13 protein-coding genes and 1 pseudogene are annotated in these 15,918 nt (G+C 48.2%); 2 read left to right on the top strand and 12 right to left on the bottom strand.

All coding sequences use genetic code 11. From position 1 onward, the window contains the following. Positions 1–43: 43 nt before the first annotated feature. The 9 genes from LOZ80_RS37335 to LOZ80_RS37295 all read right to left on the bottom strand — a co-directional run bounded on the left by LOZ80_RS37335 (position 44) and on the right by LOZ80_RS37295 (position 9,251). The gene (locus LOZ80_RS37335) at positions 44–874 is read right to left on the bottom strand and encodes a metallophosphoesterase family protein (protein WP_238169213.1); all 831 of its coding nucleotides are present in this window, start codon (positions 872–874) and stop codon (positions 44–46) included. A gap of 24 nt (positions 875–898) precedes the next feature. Continuing rightward, positions 899–1,915 carry an ABC transporter ATP-binding protein gene (locus tag LOZ80_RS37330; protein WP_238169212.1) on the bottom strand — a complete coding sequence of 339 codons (1,017 nt, stop codon included), beginning with the start codon at positions 1,913–1,915 and terminating at the stop codon, positions 899–901. A 1-nt stretch (position 1,916) separates the two neighbouring features. Further along, the gene (locus LOZ80_RS37325) at positions 1,917–2,777 is read right to left on the bottom strand and encodes an ABC transporter permease (RefSeq protein ID WP_189019543.1); all 861 of its coding nucleotides are present in this window, start codon (positions 2,775–2,777) and stop codon (positions 1,917–1,919) included. Beyond that, positions 2,774–3,616 carry an ABC transporter permease gene (locus LOZ80_RS37320; RefSeq protein ID WP_238169211.1) on the bottom strand — a complete coding sequence of 281 codons (843 nt, stop codon included), beginning with the start codon at positions 3,614–3,616 and terminating at the stop codon, positions 2,774–2,776. Before LOZ80_RS37320 ends, LOZ80_RS37325 begins: the two co-directional genes overlap by 4 nt. Then, positions 3,603–4,808, bottom strand: coding sequence for an extracellular solute-binding protein (locus LOZ80_RS37315; RefSeq protein WP_238169210.1), 1,206 nt, complete (start codon positions 4,806–4,808; stop codon positions 3,603–3,605). The genes LOZ80_RS37320 and LOZ80_RS37315 overlap by 14 nt, the downstream gene beginning before the upstream one ends. A gap of 128 nt (positions 4,809–4,936) precedes the next feature. After that, the gene (locus LOZ80_RS37310) at positions 4,937–5,665 is read right to left on the bottom strand and encodes a GntR family transcriptional regulator (protein ID WP_238169209.1); all 729 of its coding nucleotides are present in this window, start codon (positions 5,663–5,665) and stop codon (positions 4,937–4,939) included. 107 nt (positions 5,666–5,772) lie between these two features. Then, on the bottom strand, positions 5,773–6,564 hold the full coding sequence (locus LOZ80_RS37305) for a hypothetical protein (RefSeq protein WP_238169208.1): 792 nt from the start codon (positions 6,562–6,564) through the stop codon (positions 5,773–5,775). Next, entirely contained in the window at positions 6,565–7,536 is a 972-nt protein-coding gene (locus LOZ80_RS37300) for an ABC transporter substrate-binding protein (protein ID WP_238169207.1), read from the bottom strand. It abuts the gene before it with no gap. A 113-nt stretch (positions 7,537–7,649) separates the two neighbouring features. Next, the gene (locus LOZ80_RS37295; RefSeq protein ID WP_238169206.1) at positions 7,650–9,251 is read right to left on the bottom strand and encodes an AraC family transcriptional regulator; all 1,602 of its coding nucleotides are present in this window, start codon (positions 9,249–9,251) and stop codon (positions 7,650–7,652) included. Between the two features lie 191 nt (positions 9,252–9,442). On the opposite strand from LOZ80_RS37295, the gene LOZ80_RS37290 reads away from it, so the two are divergent. Beyond that, on the top strand, positions 9,443–10,522 hold the full coding sequence (locus LOZ80_RS37290; protein ID WP_238169205.1) for a GGDEF domain-containing protein: 1,080 nt from the start codon (positions 9,443–9,445) through the stop codon (positions 10,520–10,522). Positions 10,523–11,167: 645 nt separating this feature from the next. Here LOZ80_RS37290 and LOZ80_RS37285 read toward each other — a convergent pair. Both LOZ80_RS37285 and LOZ80_RS37280 read right to left on the bottom strand, forming a co-directional pair. Next, complete coding sequence (locus LOZ80_RS37285) at positions 11,168–12,397, bottom strand: amidohydrolase (RefSeq protein ID WP_238169204.1); 1,230 nt, start codon at positions 12,395–12,397, stop codon at positions 11,168–11,170. 40 nt (positions 12,398–12,437) lie between these two features. Next, positions 12,438–13,061 (bottom strand): annotated as a pseudogene (locus tag LOZ80_RS37280) (ankyrin repeat domain-containing protein); the annotation flags it as partial. 88 nt (positions 13,062–13,149) lie between these two features. Between LOZ80_RS37280 and LOZ80_RS37275 the strand changes: the two are divergent. Next, entirely contained in the window at positions 13,150–14,025 is an 876-nt protein-coding gene (locus tag LOZ80_RS37275; RefSeq protein ID WP_238169202.1) for a LysR family transcriptional regulator, read from the top strand. A 316-nt stretch (positions 14,026–14,341) separates the two neighbouring features. Here the strand turns inward: LOZ80_RS37275 and gcvPB are convergent, their stop codons facing one another. After that, on the bottom strand, positions 14,342–15,901 hold the full coding sequence (gene gcvPB / locus LOZ80_RS37270; protein WP_238169201.1) for an aminomethyl-transferring glycine dehydrogenase subunit GcvPB: 1,560 nt from the start codon (positions 15,899–15,901) through the stop codon (positions 14,342–14,344). Positions 15,902–15,918 lie beyond the last annotated feature (17 nt).

The following is a 15,918-nucleotide window of genomic DNA, read 5'->3' as shown; positions in this document are numbered from 1 at the left end:
CTGCTTTGTTGGGTCTGTTGAGAAATTAGGCCTGATAGGAAGATTAGTTAGACAGGAGCTTCACTTCCAGAACCCTGTCTTTTTCTTCGCCATTTGCCGTCACGATGGATTCCCATCCCGGTATATTGGCATACACAATTTCCATGTAGTTGGCCAGTTCGGCATCGTCTATAGCAACAAGATCAATTCGAACCGCACCTTCATGCAGCTCAACCCTGCGGAAGGCTGGAACATCCAGACAAGCTGCTGTCTGAATATAAAACCAATTATCCTCTTGCACAATGGAATTCACATGGTTATGTCCGCAGAAGTAGAATCCTTGTCCTTGCTTCTTGTTCAGAACAGCTCGAATATCCGTTCGCGGGTCAATCGACATCATCTCCATGGTTGAGCGTGCCGTCGTGCCATATACCGGATGGTGACCAAACACCAAAACCGGCTTATTCCCTGACTTCACGAGCTCATCTTCAAGCCATCTTAGCTGCTCCTCATCCAGCTCCCCGCCCCAGTCATCCCGATTCATTTCTTTGGTCGTATCGAGAATAAGGATATGAGCCTCATCTCGCTCGATGGCCTGATACCGCTTGTGACCGATGATTGCGGTAATGTCCGATTTGGGAAGCAAATAAGCGTCATGGTTCCCAATCACCGGTATGAAGTGACCGACATTGCCGCCGATCCACTGCAACATGTGCTCGAACTCTTCCGGCACTCCCTCATGGGTGAGGTCCCCCAGTGAAATATGATAATCAGCTTCCAATTGTACAAAATGATGAATCATAGCCCTGTAGAACTTATCCCGCGCCTCCAGCACTTCCTCAGCGCCGCCATTCATCAGCGAATAATGCAAGTCTCCCATCACGATCAATCGCATGGATAGCTGGCCTCCCTCTATCTGTTAGATGTCAAACCAATAGGCTTTTTCACAAGGAATTTTGACGGTGCAGGGCCCCGCCTGAAGAAGCGCATCATCGTCAACAAAGATGTGTTGACCGTCAATCTCTACCATATAGCGGTAGTAGGACCCCATAAATAAATGATGGCGAATAGTCCCCTGCAGCACATAATGGCCATTCTCTTCTCTTACCTGCTGCTTGCCTTCGTCATCTCGATGAACTTCACCATTTGATTCAATAAATGAGTCTCCAGAGCGGATAACAACTTTCTGACGTGTCCCTTGTCGATGAAGTGTGAGCGTGTGGCTTTCTCCCAGAAATTGAGCCGTAAAATACGTGGAGGGCTGGCGATAGATCTCTTCCGGCGTGCCCGCTTGTTCAACCCTGCCCTCGTTCATAACAATCACGTAATCGGCCATCGATAAAGCTTCTTCCTGATCATGTGTCACATAAACGGCTGTAATGCCAAAAGATTGCTGGATGCTGCGAATCCCAACCCTTAGCCTTTGACGTACCTTCGCATCCAGATTGGACAAAGGTTCATCGAGCAGCAGCACCTCAGGCTGCACGACTAGCGCTCTGGCTAGCGCAATTCGCTGCTGCTGTCCGCCGGAATATTGCTGCGGATAGCGGGCCGCAATGTCGGACGTATCGATTTCTACCCGTTCCAGCACTTCATGCACGCGGGCTTCCCGGTCCAGCTTCGCCACCTTTTGCAGCTTCAGACCATAAGCGACATTGTCGAATACGCTCATATGCGGCCAGAGCGCGTAATGTTGAAAGACCATGGCCGCTTTCCGCTGCTGGGGGGAAGTATGCGTAACGTCTTGGGAGCCGAATAGGATACGCCCCTCATCAGCCGTCAAGAATCCAGCCAGCGTCCTGAGCAGCGTCGTTTTCCCGCATCCGCTGGGCCCGACAATGGCTGTTAATCCACCTTTGGGCAGGGCTAGGTTGATATCTGTAATCCCCCTCTTTTTACCGTAACGCTTGTTCAAGCTTTGAATGGTGATGCCCATCTTAAACCCTCCCGAATGCAGCCAAATATTCTGAACGCATAAACCGTTGCAGGAAAAACAACAAGATGATTCCCGGTACCATCAGCAGTACTGAGGTGACTGAAGCGACCTGCATCTCGTAGCCATTGGCAGCGTTATACATAAAGACAGGCATCGTAATATGAAATGGCGCGCCAATTAATAAGCTGCCGGTGAACTCATCCAACGAATATAAAAAAACTAATAACGAACTCGCGATAATCCCAGGGGCAGCCATCGGCAGCACCACATGAAAAAACGTGTACACTTTCCCGCCACCGAGCATATATGAAGCCTCTTCCATCGATTCCGCTACAGATTGAAACACGGATACCAACGTCCATACTGAGAACACGATGGCTCCCACCAAATGAATCAATGTCAGCCCCGTCAACGTGCCTACCAAATCAAATCGATAGAGAAAAACCATCGCATTCGTGAAGACTGGCAGCTGCGGGAATGCCTGAGGCAGCAGAAACAACAGCAGAATCACATGCTTGAAAGGAAGCCGGTTGCGAGCAATGAGATAAGACAAAGGGACGGTCAGCACCAAACAGAGCAGTGTGACCGTAATGGCGATGGCGAAGCTCAGGCCCAGCGAGGAGAGCATTTTACCCTCAAATACTTGATGCCAATACTTGAATCCCCAAGCGCTTGGGAACGGGTGCGGCCAGAACCATTTCTCCGCCAGCGACCACAGAATAAGGCTCGACAGCGGCCCAAATATGAAAAATATCGATACGGCATACAACAATAATCGACGCGTCATACGAGCGAAGGGAGGCTTCCTGCCTATCAGATTATGCGAGCTGCTAGCAGCAGCTGCCGAAATGGATTTGCTCATTTCTTCGACAACCCCTTCAGGTAGTAAATGGCAGCTCCCATAGAAGCTACATAGGTAATAACGCCAATCGCATTCGCTAATCCGTAATTATGTTGATAGACGCTTTGATGATATAGATCCATCATCAGCATTTGATGCCCGCCCGCGTTACCCAACATAGCAGGAATCGAGAAGCAGCCTAGCATGGAGGTGAAGGTTAGAACAGCCATCACACCGATGCTGCTTTTGTTCATGGGAACGAGGAAATGCCAGATTAATCTGAGCTTGCCTGCCCCCATCCCCCTTGCCGCTTCCAGCATCCCTTCATTCACGGAGCGGAAGCCGCCAAGCACCAGGAGCAGAGCCAAACCAAGATTTTTCCACACCAAAGCGGCAACAAGGCCGAGCGTTGAGAATGCAAAGGATGGCAGCATGTCCGGATTGAACCAGCCCGTTATAGCAATGGCGGAATTCAGCGTACCATGCGGTGCCAGAAATACCCGCATCGCATGCCCTACGACAACGAACGGAACGAATAGCGGAATTTTAAATATAAATTCCAGTACAGGATAGGCGCCTAAGCGCAAAAATCCGCCGATCATCGCAGTGCATCCGATAAGCAAAACTAAACTGACCGCACACACCCACAGCGTAAACAGCAAGTCGCCACCATAAAGCGAAAACGCCTCAACATAATTTGCTAGCGTCCATACCTGCTCCTGGGAGCGGAGGCTCGATAGGAAGGAGAGAACAAACGGGTACATGAAAAGCAGCGCGACAACGGCAATAGCAGGAGTGGCGAGTCCCACTCCTGCTGCTTGATGCCAAAAGACGTTGGAATGTGAATTAGTTTTTCTCATATGCCGTTTTCAGATGGTCGAAGTAGGTATTGATGGGAAATGACTGACCACGTTTATTCAAATCCTCTGCTGTAATATCCTTGAACAACTTCTTCTTGCCTTCCTCGCTAACCTTTGGAAGCACTGCCGTTGCGTCAATGCCTGGATACCAGCTATTTTTCTCTACAATCACCTTCGCTTGCGTTTCAGGAGAGGTCAACAAATCGGCATACTTTAAAGCCGCTTCTTTGTTCTTGGCATTTTTGGGAATCACCACATACATCGGTTGACCTGGTATGCCGGGATCGACGATTTTCAAGCCATATGCAGGGTTCATGCGTCCTTCGCTCACCCATAAGTTAAACATATCGACCCATACAGGTCCCATATCGATTTCACCACGGTTCAGCATATCGAGCGTACCGTTATTGCCGTTCGTGTAGGTAACAGGAAGTGCTTTGAGCTCCTTCATAATTGCCGGCCATTTCTGCTCCAGTGACGCGTCAAACGGGCCTTCGCTCAGCTTTTTGTAGTCGCCTGATTTCCAGTACGTATACGCAGTGGCAAATGCGACGCCACTCGCACCATTCTGGATGCCGTTATAGCCAAAACGCTTGGGATTCGCTTTGATCCAAGTCGTTAGATCCTCGAAGTTAGCGGGGAATTGCTTCACTTTATCCGGGTTATAAGCAAGAGCAACCTGACTATGGAAGAGCGGAATCACATAACCTTCTACATTGGTGCCCAGGCTGTTTTTGCTGTCAGCCGAAACAACATACTGCTTGTTAGCTGATTGCGGCACCCATTTATCCAATAGGTCATTATCAATCAACTGCTGCATACCGCTTTGATGCACAATCGCAAGGTCGATATCCCACTCTGTCTTGCCTGCATCTTTTTGGGCTTTTAATTTTTCAAATATTTTTTGCGTGCCAGCGTCCCCTGCACCTGTATTCACGACTCGAACTTGAGATCCGGCGTACTGCTTTTGGAAATCCAAGGAAACATTCTTCTCCTGAAGATCCGTCATGTTCGTATCCCCAGCCGTTGCCAAATTGATTTCATATTTCTTAGGTGCGGCAGTAGTCGCAGCTGCTGCCGTCGTTCCATTCGTGACTGCTGCCGTGCTAGTCGCAGCCTCATTGGTTCCGCAACCAGCCGAAACTATTGATGTAAACGTCAGAATACACAGTACGTTCATTAATCTCTTCATAGTCCCCATCCTTTTCGAATTTCTGAAATGTTGTCTAGACATCTTCAATTCCTATTATGGATGAGCTTTATTAACGGTCTGTCAACTATGTGCGAAGAAATTGTTAAGTTCATCAATTCTGTCTTGCCTTACCTCCGACGGTTCACCCAGAATTGGAACACATCGTTACGGTAATAATCGTAGGAAAATAAGACAGGCATATGCTTTTGGTCAAAGTGGATTTGCTTCATCATGAGGACTGTTGTGTCTTTGTTCACTTGAAGCTTGCGGCAAATCGGATGGGAATGATGAGGAACGACCAACTCCGCATTGGCAGCGGTCAGATGAATACCGCATTCGGATTCCAGAAACCGAACCAAGGAGCCGATCAGCGGTGTTTTCTGAAAAGCCTGCTCAACCAAGGCAAGCGGCATAATATTCACATTATGCGCAACAGGTTCTTCATTAGCCGTTCTCGTTCGTTCATTAATAATAACAGGCGTCCCCACTGGAATTCTCAAATAGTCGGCCCATTCCTCCTGACAAGGTTCTGTTCGCACAAATTGCTTCAATTGGCCTTCCACTAATCCCGCGGAACGGATGATCTCTTCCGTCGAGATGAATTTGTCGATACTACTCGGAATGGCGTTCAACGGGCGGCGCACAAAGCGGCCAACCCCTTTCCTGACATCCAGCTTTCCTTCCTGCTCCAACTGCTTCATCGCAGCGCGCACGGTTTCCCGGCTCACTTGAAATTGGCGAGCCAGCTCTATTTCCGGAGGCATGCGATCGCCAACTTTGAGCTGACCACTTTGCATCAGCTCGTCCAGCGTTTCCTTAATGATGATATACTGACTGACTTTCGCCTGATTTTCCATGAAGGTGTCCTCCTATCCTTGATACCCCCTATTATAGCAAGCAGGGAAGTTGGTTGAAACAGCAAAACAGGGCCGCCCTCCAGGCCGTTCACCTGATGGGCAACCCTTTATTTTACAAGCATCTGCAGCCGTTCTTCCGTACTTAATTTGGGACAAGTCTGGCAGTAATCATGCTCCCCAGATGGATGCTGTATGCGATAAGCAAGGCAACAATGACGACGTAGATAGAAGGGGGAACCCTGCCACTGTGAATGCTCGAACAAACGAAACTTAACGGCAAATGCATGGCCGCTCCTCGGTTCCAAGAGCACACTCCGATCAGCCATGATCAGGCGCAGCCGTTCGGTTGTCTGCCAGATGCGCTCATCAGCCTCTAACCGCGCATACAGATTGTGCAAGTTATGTGATACTAACGTCCACATCACCTGAACATTTGCTCCCGTCTGTGCAGACACGGCTTGAAATATAGGCTGCAAATGCATTTGCAGCCGCACGACATAGTCCGTTAATCTGGCTCTGCGTTCCTCGAGATTTGAAACGGACAGCAGAGGGGAATCCTCCACCGCTGTCTCATACTGCATGGCCCCTGCCTGGGTCACCTGCAAACGCACGCGATCATGCGACAAGGCTAACGATGTATCGTGGAGACTGATAGCCGCTAAAAGTCCCATTGCGAATACCGAGTAACGCTTGGCAAATAAAGTACCTATGACAACAGGATCAGGTTGCCCCAACTGGTCAGACTGCTGCCGCAGAATTGGTGTTAGTCTTGTTGCATCGAGCAGATCCTCAGCCGAATTCGCCAACACTGGACCCTGCGAGCTTCGAATCGATGTCACAAAATATTGCTGCAAGCAAGCACCCAACTCTTGCCCGTATGAAAGCCCCATGTTCGCCATTTATTGAATCATTTTTGTTATTTCGTCGATAATCTCTCCGCGGCCTATAACACCCCATCCTTTAAATAACCAGAAGGAATCCGTTTCATACATCTTGTTGTTCAGGACGGCAGGGTTATTTTTCCACAAGGCACTTTCGTTCATGTTCTTGCGATTGTCACGGGCATTCGGGTCCACTTCCAGGACAATATAATCCGCCTGTAATTCAGGAATTTTCTCCAGGGAAAGATCCGCTCTTTGATCCTTTGGCGTAAGCGCTGATGGTGTAAATCCAAGATCATGATACAGCAAAACATTGGTTGGGTGCCCATTTTGGGCATATAGCTGAAGGTTCTTTTCTCTTACACGCAAATAGGCAAGCTTCTTATTATCCATAGCCTTGATTTTCTCTCTAACCTTGACTGCTTTCTCTTCCAACTGCGCTATCTTCGCTTTGGCCATATCGACTTTGTCATACATCTCAGCGATGGTTAACAGATCCTTTGTCCAAAAAGTCGTATCACTTTCGTAGGCAAGCCACTCATTGCCAAGAACGATGGTGGGTGCGATTTTCTGCAGCTGTTCGTACGTTTTATCCGCCGTGCGGCTTTCAATGAGAATCACATCGGGAGCGATCTGAACAATGGCCTCCAAATTCGGACTATCCGCAGTACCGACAAGCGGCACACCTGCCAATTTGCTTGCCAAATAGGGCAGATAATCCCCTCCATAACGCACTTCAACATTCACCCCGCTCGGCTTTTCGCCAATCGTGAGCAAGTGATCGATATAGGCTGCTGACAGAACTACGACCTTATTTATTTTAGCAGGAATAACGGTACTTCCTTTGAGATGAGTGATCGTTCTCGTTGCTTTGTCCGCGGTTGCTTTGGTTTGCTCCTGCTGAACTGGCTCTTTATTGCTGCCGCAAGCGACCAATAAACCTAATAGGACGGCAGCCATAAGTACTGCGGTTAATTTGAATCTATGCATTTGTTTCCGTTCCCCATTTCTAATTAATAATAATAATCATTATCATTTTAAGGAATGAGACCGGGATTAACAATGGATTATCCCCCTCTTTTTGGTTGAACTATTTCACCATGCTAGATTCTCAGCTGATCCGCGAGATCATTCAGTGCCCACATTCGTCCGGCTGGTCCTAACGTTTTGAATCGCAGATCGCTTGCGTCATACACCTGATGATTCCTTACCGCATCTAGTGATCTCCATTCCTCCGATTCCAGAAGTCTATGCAGCCGTTGTCTGGATGCCTCTGTTGGATCTGTCATAAGGAAAATATGATCGGCATTATAGCCGTTCAAATCCTGCAATTGAATATCAATAGCCCACTCCTGAGCTGAAATCGCACTTGGCAGCGTAAGTCCGGCATCCTCATAGAGAAGCGATCCTATCTGATTATCGATTCCATATATGCGGTAGAAAGTAGGGCTCACTCTAATACAGTAGGCAGTCTGCTTCCCCCATTTTTCCTTGATCTTCTTCTGAATCGCTTGCTTTCGTTCTGCATAACTATCAAGCCATACCGCCGCTTGCTGTTCCCTGCCTAATATGCCTGCTATATAAGCCAGCATGGTGCTTGAATCGTTCGAATGCTTTAGTACGGCGGTTGGTGCAATATGTTTCAAAGCCTCATTCTCTTCTAAACGATCGCTGGTAAGAATGAGATCCGGTTTGGTTTGAATCAGCTTATTATAATTCAATTTCATGCTGTCCAGGCGAACGACGTCCTTATTGAACGCAGTCAGAGAGTCGACCGGATAGGTGTGTGATACTCGCTCTACATAGGATAAGGCGGCAACGGGCTTGAGGCCCAGTGTTAGCAAGTAATCATCAATCCCATAGTACAAGGTAGCAATTCGCCGGCTTTGGTCTTTCAAATACAGCGTGGGCGCCGTTCCTTCCGCCTTCTTGAATACCCTGCTGAAATAGTGTTCATCCTTATAGCCCACTTGCTGAGCCACTTCCTTCATTTTCTCGGATGAGAAAAGAAGCTGCTTGGCTTTGGCCATACGCTGTTTGAGCACATATTCCGTAGGTGTCATATTCATCTGGTCCTTGAACGTTCTAATAAAATGATTCGTACTGTATCCAGCAATTCGCGCTAATTCACCAATTCGCGTATCCTTCATAAAGTTCTCGTTCATGTAGGCAAGGGCATGCGCCATACCCACGGCGGCTTCCGTAATATCTCCGCGTACCCCGCTGCAAGTCATGAGCAGCATAAGCAAGTGATGCAAGTCATACTTCCGCTTAATTGCGTTCGGCGTGTGTTTATTCGCGTTAGCATTCATCAACTGATCTGCCGCTGCCTTGATATCATAGTCATCAGGAGGCACTTGTATCTTGCCCTTACGCTCAAATTGAGGCTGCTGTATGCGCCACTCTTTCCTATGCTTGCTTACTTGCATGCATGAAAAGAGCCCAATTGCATATTGAATAGGGTCAACGGCATGAGAGTTGCCTTCAACAATCATACCGGGCAAGAATACGAAATAATCCCCTTGTTCAGCCGCGTAGACCTCATCATTAATGGAAACGACGCCTTTGCCACCCGTTATCACGCAGACCGCATAGAAATGAATCGTTCTTTTCCGCAAAATCCCCCCTGCTTGTCCCTGATAATGATAGATATGTAGGGAAGAGAACAATAAATTTTCGAGCAGGTTCCTATTCGATTCGCTCATTTATTCATCTTCCTCTCTAACGGAATGATTGTGAACCTATTCGAATTTTTCTTTTTCAGTATACTACAAAGCGAAGCCAGAAAACTTTTCCATCCCCGCCGAAAACCTTGGCGGCATAAATAATTTACTACATTAACGAAATGATCGTATCTATGGTAAAATTGACACAAAAAAGCATATTCAGGTGAACAATGATAACGAATTTAACAGACAGCGAAACAACTTGGGCCCGCAAAATATGGATTTCCTATTGGTATATCATCGGGGTACAACTTCTGGCTCAACTTTTCTCTTATCTTTTTTTACCTTACGACGCTCAGGTTGTGGAATTTTACTACTATGTCCTCCTGTTCCCGACTTTGAAAATGTCTGCAACTGTAGGTCTGGCCTGGATAGTCAACAAATTTTTCCGAAAATATTCCTTTTACACCTTAGTAGTCGCAGGGACGATTCTGGCGATCCTCATCATTCGACTTAACACAGATATCCGGATCATTTCTGCCCTGTTTTTACTCCCTATACTCGTATCGGTCATTTTTTATCGAAGTCGATTAACCCTTTTCTCTGCAATTTTGCAGCTGCTTGGATTTATCTTTTTGTACTTCGGGGATGAGAGTTACCGGAGCCATTTATCAGATTTCGATCTGGTTGCAATCCCTTGCTTTATCGGCGCCTGCACCCTGCTGGCCATAAACATTATGAGCCGCGGTCGTGAGCTGCAGGAAGCTTTGCTTACGACAATGACGGCCAAGCAAGAGTTAATGATTCAATATGCCATTATGCGCAAACAAGCCCAAATCGACTCGCTCACTCATTTATATAACCAAGCATCCTTCTATGAGCATTTCGATATGGCGCTGACTTACAGCGGGGAGCGCAGCTCCTCATTTTTCCTGGCTTTACTTGATATCGACAACTTCAAAACCATCAATGATACTTTCGGCCACTTGATCGGCGATGTTGTTCTTTCACGCGTTGCGCAGATCATTAAGGAAACGATCTCGTCCAACGATATTGCCGCACGTTACGGAGGCGAAGAGTTTGCGCTTCTATTGTTTGAAACCGACGTTGCGCGTGCCATCAAATTGGTCGAGACGATTCGAACCACCGTGTCCGGTACGAAGCATGAGGAAATGGCCGGCAAAGTCGTCACCATTAGTATCGGCATCGCAAGTTACGAACCTGGGATGAGCAAAGAAACCCTTTTTGAAAAGGCTGACAAAAAATTATATAAGGCCAAAAATTCAGGCAAAAATAGAACCGTGACTTAGTCGCTGTTTTTCAGCCTTACAGACTCGATTTCACCGGCTGCCTTTGCTGTAACGTTGTTTTTCAACCTTATTTGCACCTGATTTGATGCTGTCGTGCACATGTTCCTCCTGTAAGGTTGTTTTTCAACCTTACAGACTCGATTTCACCCGTCGCCTTTGCTGTAACGCTGTTTTTCAACCTTATTTGCTCCTGATTCGATGCTGTCGTGCACATGTTCGGAGGCCGAACCGCGGAATAAGGAATCGCCGTTCCGCGAGAGGACCCTATTACGCGGATCTCATTCAAATAAGGGATCATAGATCCCTTAGGAATAAATTTGTTTAGGCGCGCGGAGTTGTGCAGACGGTTGGGAGAACGCAGAGTGTAGCTAGGGGAGCAAGTAGCTGAGTATTGAACGATGAGGCATCGCGCCCATAGCTAAGGATCGACGATTCGCTATTTGTGACAAATCGGCTGTTTTCTCGTGCCTGCGGATCGTAGATACTCTATTCCGCCTAAATCAGTCTATTCCGGAGGCCGGACAGCGAAATAAGGGATCGACGTTGCGCGAGCGCCCCCTTTCTCGCGGATCTCATTCAAATAAGGGGTCATAGCTCCCTTCGGAGTAAATGTATAAAGTGCCTGCGTTGTACAGGCAGCTGCACCTAAACCGAACCGCTCACCAGTCGGCCTTGATACCAAACCGCTCGACGCTCAGCTCTTCGCGCCACTGCTTCTGCGGAGCAGCTGGCATGCACCAATACAAAGCTTGCCGCATCGCCCGCCTTTGGCCACACTTGCTCGCCTTCTGAATTAAGCGGTGTTATCCCGCCTGTGATGAACCCCAGAGACTGTGATAATGACCTTTCATCATTGTATCCATACAATTCTGCGAACCGCCCGGCTTTCTCCAGTTGATCGCCATTTCCGAACGGAGACCAGTGATCCGTCAGGCTGTCTGTGGCTAATTTCACTTTGACGCCTTGCTTATGCAGCATGGGCAGTGGCATCGTGGTTCTTCCAATGGGCACCGTCGATGCAATGGACATGCCGAGCGCAGCCATCCGGCTAGCTAGCTCTTCTGCTTCTTGCTTGGGAGCACTCGCGAACCAGAAGGCATGGCTTACGGTAACTTTTCCCTGCAATCCAGCTTCTTCGGTCAAATCAGCTAGTCGCGTCAGCGTTTGCTTACCCGCTTCGTTTCCATCATGCAAGTGAAGGTCTATGCCAGCGTGATGAAGAACAGCCAACTCGACCATGGTCTGCAGCGATTTCTCAATGTCCCCGTCCACCGTATATGGATCTACCCCGCCAACATGCGTGACTCCCTCTGCCAAAGATTGCTTGACCAACTGCACCGAATCCGATCGAAGCAGTCCATGCTGCGGAAAAGCTACAATTTCAGAAGAAATTTTGCCAGAGAATGTATCCAGCGCTTGCTTGGTTGCCTCTAATCGTCGAAGTCCGCTGACAGGCTCGATATTGCAATGGCTCCGAACATGTGTCGCGCCAAATCTCTGGATGAGCGTCAGAATGCTTTCCGCTTGCTGCTTCGCCATGGGCAAAAGTTTAGGCAGTAATACTTTCTCTTCCTCAATCCGTTCGAAAATGCTGGAAACAGGCTTTACTGCTTTCCACGGGGCATCGAGATACGTTTTATCCAAATGAATATGGGCCTCCTCGAAAGAAGGAAGCAACAACAGCGCGTTGCAGTCGTATTTGGGCAGATGACTCCGCAGTTCCGTTTCCGTTTCCATTCCAATCACTTCAGCAACAGAACCGTCCTCAATTCGGATATGAAAAAGCCCTGTTTTCGTCCCAGCCACTTGCCCATCTTCCTTAACATAGCCTTGTTCTAATCTTACGTTCGTTAGCCAATAAGAAGCATTTAACATGTCATCACACCTTTTCCCCAAATATCCATATCGGTATTAGTTAAGCACCTGCATCTATTAATAAACGCTCAATCGCTGTAAAATGATGCGCTCTTGCATGCTCCAGCGGTGTAACGCCGTCCTTATCCGGAATTGTCACATCGGCTCCGTAGGCGATAAGCACTTGTATAACCTGCTGTTGTTTTTCCTTGCCATTGCTCAAAATGATTGCTTCCATCAACGCCGTCCATCCTAGATTGTTAATGTGATTAACGTTAATCTTCGAGCGGCTAAGCAGTTCCTTAACAACCTCAATATACCCATGTTCCGAAGCTGGTATGAGCGCTGTCCCGCCATAGCGGTTCGTAATCGCCGGATCTGCTCCGGCATCGATCATGAGCTGGACGATTTCGAGCATTCCCTGCGCACCGGCATATAGCAACGGATTGTCCCGTTTGTGATCTTGCAAATTAATATCCGCTCCCGCTTCAATCAACGCTTTCACTGTTTCCACTTTATTCCCATGGGTAGCAGCCAGGATTGGCGTACGTCCAAGAGTGTCTCTCATGTTAATATCTGCTCCATTTTGAATCCATTGTAGAACTGTATCCGTATCTCCGCTCTCTGCTGCGCGAAAAAGTGCTAGATTCATGAAAGTCACATCCTCTTTTGTCCGAGTCTTCCTCTATGGTAACATAGACATTATCGAACGAAAAATATACATAAAGTTCATTTATCAAACGTTTATCGTTTGGATTGTGGGAGGCTTCTCGATGGATATTCGTCAACTTCGCTATTTCATTGCTATCGCAGAAGAGCAGCAAATTACGGCTGCCGCCCTCCGATTACACATGACACAACCGCCGCTTGGGCAGCAATTAAAACTCATGGAGCAAGAACTCGGGGTCCAACTGGTCATTCGAAACGGTAAAAGATTGGAACTCACCGAAGCTGGACAAGCCTTATATGTACATGCCCTTCATTTGACCAAGCTTCTGGAAGAAGCAGAAATGGAAGTGAAAGAAATTGGCATGGGTACGCGAGGCAAATTGCTTATTGGCGTCAACACGTTATCTTCCGCCTTTTTACCTCAGCTGCTGCGCATTTTTAAAACTCGATATCCCGAGGTTACCTATAAAATACAGCAGAATGAATCCGCGCAACTTCTTAGACTCATTAGAGAACGAGTAATCGAACTTGCTATCGTGCGTCTCCCCTTGGAGCTGCAGGAGTTCCATGTACTGGAGCTTCAGCCTGAGCCTTTTTATTTTGTTGCAGCCACCAACATGGGGCTTGAATCGCGCGAATTCAGTTACAATGATATTCAGCGTTTTCCGCTCATTTTGCCAAGTGCAGAAGGGCTTGGGCTGTATCAAAGCATTATCGACCAATTCACCAAGCGAGGCTTGACTGCCAATATCATCGGCGAATGCTCGGATATCGTGACGCTGTTGGCATGGGTATCTTCGGGAGAAGGAACAACGATTGTGCCGGCTTCCATTCTTAACATGCATCGCGGATACGACATTCAATCCTTTGCCATCGCAGACAGTGCACTCCTGCTTTCCACCGGATTAATTTGGTACAAGGATCGCTATTTAACAAAAACTGCGCAGCATTTCATCGACTTAATGAAAGAACCGCAATAAGCCATACACAAAAAGGCTGTCTCACAGGTTGCAAACCTAATGAGCAGCCTCTTATTTGTTCTTGTGGCAAAGTCTAACAGGAATTGCTCCTGTTAGTTTGGCTCTGAATAGCTCTGAACTGACATCTAGCGGGAAAACCTCCCTCTAATTCCCGAGAAAACAGCTATTTAGCGAGAAATCATCGGAATTAACAGGAGTTTTTCCATGTAATCGCTACTTTTAGTGCGTAAATACCAATTTAACGGGAGGTTTTCCAGTTAGCAAAGCGGAAGGGGCAGGAGACAACCCAGAGTCGCCCCCCGCGTCTCTACTCTCATCACACCAGTTGAGTCTTTTTCAAATACGCCCGCCAAGTAATGCACCATTGCTTAGGATCATCGAGGGACGATTCATCGTTCCGGTGTACCGTGCTGTTATGCGGAGCAGAGCGCACAATTTCCGGCTGCGTATAAGCCTCATTCGCAATGTGCTCCAGCGCTTGAATGTATTCGTCCAGATCCTCTTTGGAATACGACTCTGTCGGCTCCAAAGTAAACGGCTGCTTCACGATATACGGGTGGTGAGACGTCCAGTAATGCAGGCCGAAATCACACATGCGGCGCGTAATATCTTCGGTCGTGACACCCGTCTCATCCGTAAGCTGCTTCCAGCTGTAGCGAACCTGTTCAAGGCGGCGGCCTTTGATATAAGGGGCGCTCGCTCCGCGGATTTGGAGGATTTTATGATAGAGATAATTGTTATTCAGCACGGCAATTTGAGCGACATCCTTGAGTCCGTCCGGACCAAGACTCATAATCCAGGCATACGAACGCAGTACCGTCTGTGCTACTCCGTGGAAGCTGCGAACTTTGCCAATGCTTTCAGCAGACTGATTCTTCAAAACATAACGGCTGCCGTCGTAATCGACGAGCGGCCCTGGCAGGAAACGTTTGAGTTCTTCGCTTACTCCAAGAGCGCCCGTAGCTGGACCACCGCACATATGAGGAGCGGCAAAGGTCTTATGCAAATTGAAGAAACACATGTCGAAGCCCGCTTCTTTCGCACGCGTGATGCCAAGCAAGCCATTGGCGTTGGCCTGATCGTAGAAGCAAACGCCGCCAGCTTCGTGAACAACGTCGGTAAACTCGCGAATCCGGTGGTTGTAGATGCCCGTGTCTTCCGGATTGGCAACGACAAAGCCTGCTGTCCGCTCGGAGATGACACTCTTCAGCTTCTCCAGATCGGGGAAGCCGTCTTCGTCCGGGTGCAGCGTAATGATTTTGTAGCCCTTGACGGCAGCTGTTGCCGCTTGGGAGGGATGGGAGAAAATCGTCGTGATGATTTCATCCCGCTGTTCTCCTTCTCCCCGTGAATCATGATAAGCGCGTACGATGGAAGCCATAGCCAGCAAAGCCTGCGTGCCGCTGCTCGGTTGGAAGGAGAAAGCGTCCATCCCGCTGATCTCGCGCATCGCAAGGTCCAGCTTGTAGAAAATCTCCAGCATCCCCTGAACCGAGTCTGCCTCCTGCAAGGGATGCAGCTCCATCATATGGGGCGTGCGGATCAGCATTTCGTTGATACGCGGGATGTATTTCATCGTACAAGTGCCTTGTCCGATCTCAACATTCAAATCAGAACCCAGCGTTTCCTGAGATAGGCGCAAATAATGCCTAAGTACTTTGGCTTGCCCGATTTCGGGTAAAGCCGGCGCAGTTTTCCGCTTCATAGATGATGGGATACGTCCGATGCCGTCTCCCACCTCAGCTGCAATGCCAGCCTCTGTTCCAGGCGGAATGACACCTCGCTCACCCTCACGGTGAAGCTCAAAGATGACCGGCTCATCCCATTTGGCTTGATGAAAATTACGGACTTTATGATCTCGGCGAATTCGTTTCATGGCGTTCCGTCCTTTCT

It is taken from the genome of Paenibacillus sp. HWE-109 (assembly GCF_022163125.1).
Lineage (GTDB): Bacteria > Bacillota > Bacilli > Paenibacillales > NBRC-103111 > Paenibacillus_E.
The sequence above is the reverse complement of the archived record's forward strand: the minus strand, read 5'-3'. Positions and strand labels throughout refer to the sequence as shown.

Bases quoted from the DNA above. Each gene is read 5' to 3' on its own strand.
- LOZ80_RS37285 (WP_238169204.1), bottom strand. From the start codon at position 12,397: ATGTTAAATGCTTCTTATTGGCTAACGAACGTAAGATTAGAACAAGGC.
- LOZ80_RS37305 (WP_238169208.1), bottom strand. From the start codon at position 6,564: ATGGCGAACATGGGGCTTTCATACGGGCAAGAGTTGGGTGCTTGCTTG.
- LOZ80_RS37325 (WP_189019543.1), bottom strand. From the start codon at position 2,777: ATGAGCAAATCCATTTCGGCAGCTGCTGCTAGCAGCTCGCATAATCTG.
- LOZ80_RS37335 (WP_238169213.1), bottom strand. From the start codon at position 874: ATGCGATTGATCGTGATGGGAGACTTGCATTATTCGCTGATGAATGGC.
- gcvPB (WP_238169201.1), bottom strand. From the start codon at position 15,901: ATGAAACGAATTCGCCGAGATCATAAAGTCCGTAATTTTCATCAAGCC.
- LOZ80_RS37315 (WP_238169210.1), bottom strand. From the start codon at position 4,808: ATGAAGAGATTAATGAACGTACTGTGTATTCTGACGTTTACATCAATA.
- LOZ80_RS37330 (WP_238169212.1), bottom strand. From the start codon at position 1,915: ATGGGCATCACCATTCAAAGCTTGAACAAGCGTTACGGTAAAAAGAGG.
- LOZ80_RS37290 (WP_238169205.1), top strand. From the start codon at position 9,443: ATGATAACGAATTTAACAGACAGCGAAACAACTTGGGCCCGCAAAATA.
- LOZ80_RS37295 (WP_238169206.1), bottom strand. From the start codon at position 9,251: ATGAGCGAATCGAATAGGAACCTGCTCGAAAATTTATTGTTCTCTTCC.
- LOZ80_RS37310 (WP_238169209.1), bottom strand. From the start codon at position 5,665: ATGGAAAATCAGGCGAAAGTCAGTCAGTATATCATCATTAAGGAAACG.
- LOZ80_RS37300 (WP_238169207.1), bottom strand. From the start codon at position 7,536: ATGCATAGATTCAAATTAACCGCAGTACTTATGGCTGCCGTCCTATTA.
- LOZ80_RS37320 (WP_238169211.1), bottom strand. From the start codon at position 3,616: ATGAGAAAAACTAATTCACATTCCAACGTCTTTTGGCATCAAGCAGCA.
- LOZ80_RS37275 (WP_238169202.1), top strand. From the start codon at position 13,150: ATGGATATTCGTCAACTTCGCTATTTCATTGCTATCGCAGAAGAGCAG.